Genomic DNA, 4,352 nt, shown 5'->3' with positions numbered 1-4,352 from the left:
GCCGCATCGAGCTTTTGTTTGGCCTCGTCGGACGCCAGCAGCTTCGTCACTTCATCCAGCCGCGTGCGCGCGAAGCCGATCCGCGCCGGCTCGGTCGCGACCAGCGCCGCGTCCTGCACCGCGCCGCCCAGCGCGTCCTCGTGCCGCGACGTGCTGAAGGTGACGCGCAGCACGTCGCCGACCTGCAGCCCCTCGACCGGCAGCGTGGCGGTGAGCTGGCCGTCGATCGACTGGCGCTCCAACTGCTGCTCGCGGCGGATCACGGTGAAGGTCTTGCCGCCCGCCAGCGCGTCCAGATGCTGCGCGCCGCGCAGGATCTCGACGCGATGAATGGTGAGGTCGCCCTTGGCCGGCTGCCAGTCGAGCGTGATCGTGCCCGCCTGCTGCACCACTTCCGGCGTCGCCATCCGCGTCGCGATGTCGTGGTACGACCAGACCGTGCCGTCGGCGAGCCGGTCCTGCGTGTCCAGCGTCAGGAACAACGGCGCGTCGTCGCCTAGCTTCGCGGGATCGGGCGCGGGCGCCGGGATCACCCAGGCGGGCGGCGGCGCGTAGACCGGCTTCTCCGCCGCCGACGCCGGCGCCGCCAACGCCATTCCCGCCAGCCACCATCCCTTCATGCGATCACCCCTGCCTGTCGTTCGCCCGGATGCTAGCGGCTCCCCGTGCAGCGCGCGAGAGGAGGGTGTTCGTTTCGCGTGCACATCCTCGCGTCCCGGCGGGGGACGGCTCACCGGCTATGGTAGAAATCGTACACCTGCCGTGCCACCGCCGCCGACACGCCCGGCGCGCGTTGCAGGTCCTCCAGGCTGGCGTTGCGGACCGCGCGGCCGGTGCCGAACTGCATCAGCAGCGCCTTCTTGCGCGCCGGCCCGATGCCGGGCACCTCGTCCAGCGGCGACGCGCCGATCGCCTTGGCGCGCTTCTCGCGATGCGCGCCGATCGCGAAGCGGTGCACCTCGTCGCGCAGCCGCTGGAGGTAGAACAGCACGGGCGCGTTGACCGGCAGCTGGAACGAGCGGCCGTCCAGGAGGTGGAACTCCTCGCGCCCCTCGCGGCCGTGGTGCGGCCCCTTGGCGACGCCGACCAGGCAGACGTCCTCGATGCCCATCTCCTCCAGCACCGCCTTGGCCGCGTCGAGCTGCCCGCGTCCGCCGTCGAGCAGCACCAGGTCGGGCCAGGTCCCGTCATCGCGGTCGGGGCTCTCCTCCAGCGCGCGCGCGAAGCGGCGGCCCAGCACCTCGCGCATCATGCCGACGTCGCTGTCGGTCTGCGCCTGCCTGATGTTGAACTTGCGGTACTGGCCCTTGCGGAACCCTTCCGGCCCCGCGACCACCATCGCGCCGACCGCGCTGGTGCCCTGGATATGGCTGTTGTCGTAGACCTCGATCCGGTTCGGCGGCTCGGGCAGGTCGAACAGCTCGGCCACCTCGCGCAGCAGCTTCGCCTGGGTGGTCGATTCCGCCAGCCGCCGCTCCAGCGACTCGGTCGCGTTGCGCTTGGCCTGATCGAGCAGCCGCCGCCTGGTGCCGCGCTGGGGCGTGCCGATCGCGACCTTGCGCCCCGCCTGCTGCGCCAGCGCCTGCGCGATCGCCGCCTGATCGGGCAGCTCGCGATCGATGAACACGATGCGCGCGGGCGGCACCTCCTCGTAGAATTGCGTCAGGAAGCTCTGCAGCACTTCCGCCTCCGGCACGTCGGCGACATGGCCGGGGAAGAAGGAGCGGTGCCCCCAATTCTGCCCGCCGCGGATGAAGAAGGCCTCGATCCCCACCACCCCGTCCTTGGCCGCGAGCGCGAAGATGTCGGCGTCGCCGATGCCGTCGGCGTTGATGAACTGGCTGCCCTGGATGAAGGTCAGCGCGCGCAGCCGGTCGCGCAGCAGCGCCGCCAGCTCGAAGTCCATCGCCTCGGCCGCCGCCTGCATCGCCGCGCCCAGCTTCGCCTGCACGTCCGTCGCCTTGCCGGCGAGGAACTTCTTCGCGTCGCTCACCAGCTCGGCATAGCCGGCCGCGTCGATGCGGCCGACGCACGGCGCCGAACAGCGCTTGATCTGGTAGAGCAGGCACGGCCGGTCGCGCGTCTTGAAGAAGCCGTCGGTGCACGAGCGCAGCAGGAACAGCTTCTGCAAGGCGTTGAGCGTGTTGTTGACCGATCCCGCGCTCGCGAACGGGCCGTAATAGTCGCCCGGCGCCCGCCGCGCGCCACGATGCTTCTGGATACGCGCGAAGTCCTGGTCGCCGCGCAGCAGGATGAAGGGGAAGGATTTGTCGTCGCGCAGCAGCACGTTGTACGGCGGACGGTAGCGCTTGATCAGCTGCGCCTCCAGCAGCAGCGCCTCCGCCTCGTTGTTGGTCGTCACCACCGTCATTGACCGGCATTGCGACACCATCCGCTGGAGCCGCCGGGGCAGCTGCTTCCAGGCGACGTAGTTGGCGACCCGGCTCTTCAGCGCGCGCGCCTTGCCGACGTACAGCACGTCGCCCTTGCCGTCGTGCATCCGGTAGACGCCGGGCGCGGGCGGCAGCGTCTGGAGCACGTTGCGGATCGCCGCGACGCCCGCCGCCAGGTCCGGCGTGTCCGCGTCCCCGCGCACGGTAAAGGTCGCCGCGTCCTCGTTAAACCGATGCGCGGCGCGGGGATCGTCGGGACGTCCGGCGGGAGTGGCCATGGGGGGCATGTAGGAGGGAGCGACTCCCTGCTCAATCCTCCCCGGGACGGAGAGATGGCGCCCGCAAAGCGGGTGACGGAGGGGGGACCGCGCCGGGTAACCCCCCGTCAATCCTCGCTAGTCGAGCGGTCCCCCGCCCCGTGCCGGGGAGGATCGCGAACGCCACAACCACCACGACCAGACCACCGGCGGCACCAACGCGACGACAAGCCCGCCGATCACCAGTGCCTGCCGCATGCCCGGCTCGATCGGCAGCAAGCCCGCCAGCGCGATCGTCACCCCGGCCGCGATGAAGGTCCACGCGCCCAGCCGGTGCGTCGCCACCCAATTGTCCGCGTCGATGATGCTCCACGGCGTCCGGAGGCCGACGAAGAAGCCGGGCCGCGACTTGGGCAGCGCGTTGCCGATCACCGCCAGCACCGCGCCGGCCGCCACCAGCGGCAGCGTCGCGGGGAGGTGCCAGCCAAAGGCGGGCGCCGCCACCGCCACCTCGATCACCGCGGTCAGCCCGAGCAGCGCCCCCCAGGCGGTGTCGAGCAGCGCGCGGCTGCGCTCCATGCGCTGCTGCAACGGCTCCAGTCGCGCGACGATGACGAACACTGCCGACACAGCCATCGCCAAGGCGATAGGCAAGAACAGCGCCGGCGCGGCAGGCAAGAACCCGTCCGGCTCGCCCGCGATGTTCCAGTGTGTTGGCAATCGCGCGCTCGGCGGCAGCCGCGACCTAGCCCGCGTCGCCACGCCCGCGAGCAGGCACGCTGTCGCCATGGTGGAGCCGATCATCCGCCGCTCGCTCACGCCTCATCCTCCCTCGTCTCGCCCGTCCGCAGCCGGCCCATGAAGGACAGCATCACGCTCTCCAGCGCCGACAGGTTGAGCGTGTAGATCGTCGCCGTGCCGCGCTGCTCGCCCTGGATCAGCCCGGCGGCCTTCAGCTTGGCGAAATGGCCCGACATGGTCGGCTTCGACACCGCGAACGCATCCGCGATCGCCCCCGCCGACATCCCGCCGCGCTTGAGCAGCTCCAGGATGCGGCGCCGCGTCGGATGCGCCAGCGCGTCGAAGACCGAGTCCATGCTTCCGTTTAGCCGACACGCCAATTAGCGACAAGGCTAAATAATGTGTCGGGTAGAGGAAGGCCCGGTATCGCGCCTAAGGTAGCCGCCATGCACCTCGCCGCCCCGGCCATCATCCTGTCGTCGCGCGCGCATGGCGAGCATGGCGCGGTGGTGCGCGGCCTCACGCGCGATCACGGCGTCCAGCCCGGCTATGTGCGCGGCGGCCGCTCGCGCCGGCTGCGTCCCGCGCTCCAGCCCGGCAACCTCGTCCAGGCCGACTGGCGCGCCCGCACCGGCGAACAGCTCGCCGCGCTGACGGTGGAGTTGGTCGATAGCCGCGCCGGCCTGCACGAACAGTCGCTGACCGCCGCCGCGCTCGACTGGACGACCGCGCTCACCGCCACCGCGCTGCCCGATGCCCAGCCCTATCCGCGCCTGTACGACGGGCTGGCCGGACTGCTCGACGCGCTGGAGGCGGCGCCGTCGGCGCGGGGCTGGGCGGGCGGGATCGCGCGGCTGGAGCTGCTGCTCCTCGCCGAGCTCGGCTTCGGGCTCGACCTCGACCGCTGCGTGGCGAGCGGGACCGCCGACGACCTGGCGTTCGTCAGCCCGAAGAGCGGCGG

Annotated in this window: 5 protein-coding genes; 1 reads left to right on the top strand and 4 read right to left on the bottom strand. The window is 71.5% G+C overall.

All coding sequences use genetic code 11. The annotated features are described in order from the left end of the window. The 4 genes from HUU95_RS09535 to HUU95_RS09520 form a co-directional block, all read right to left on the bottom strand. A partial coding sequence (locus tag HUU95_RS09535; protein ID WP_174279900.1) for a DUF3857 domain-containing protein occupies window positions 1-620 on the bottom strand: 620 nt, incomplete at its 3' end. Window positions 621-730: 110 nt separating this feature from the next. Next, window positions 731-2,671 (bottom strand): excinuclease ABC subunit UvrC, encoded by a 1,941-nt coding sequence (gene uvrC, locus HUU95_RS09530; protein ID WP_438827205.1) that lies wholly within the window; start codon window positions 2,669-2,671, stop codon window positions 731-733. Window positions 2,672-2,788: 117 nt separating this feature from the next. After that, window positions 2,789-3,469 (bottom strand): SdpI family protein, encoded by a 681-nt coding sequence (locus HUU95_RS09525; protein WP_174279898.1) that lies wholly within the window; start codon window positions 3,467-3,469, stop codon window positions 2,789-2,791. Continuing rightward, window positions 3,466-3,747, bottom strand: a complete 282-nt coding sequence (locus tag HUU95_RS09520) for a metalloregulator ArsR/SmtB family transcription factor (protein ID WP_174279897.1) — start codon at window positions 3,745-3,747, stop codon at window positions 3,466-3,468. Before HUU95_RS09520 ends, HUU95_RS09525 begins: the two co-directional genes overlap by 4 nt. Window positions 3,748-3,837: 90 nt before the next feature. Between HUU95_RS09520 and recO the strand changes: the two genes are divergently transcribed. Continuing rightward, window positions 3,838-4,352: DNA repair protein RecO (gene recO, locus HUU95_RS09515; RefSeq protein WP_174279896.1), on the top strand; the 515-nt coding region annotated here is incomplete at its 3' end.

It is taken from the genome of Sphingomonas bacterium (genome assembly GCF_903643065.1).
Lineage (GTDB): Bacteria > Pseudomonadota > Alphaproteobacteria > Sphingomonadales > Sphingomonadaceae > Sphingomonas.
The sequence above is the reverse complement of the archived record's forward strand: the minus strand, read 5'-3'. Positions and strand labels throughout refer to the sequence as shown.

Coding starts and splice junctions, on each gene's coding strand:
- uvrC (WP_438827205.1), bottom strand. CDS start 2,671: ATGGCCACTCCCGCCGGACGTCCCGACGATCCCCGCGCCGCGCATCGG.
- HUU95_RS09520 (WP_174279897.1), bottom strand. CDS start 3,747: ATGGACTCGGTCTTCGACGCGCTGGCGCATCCGACGCGGCGCCGCATC.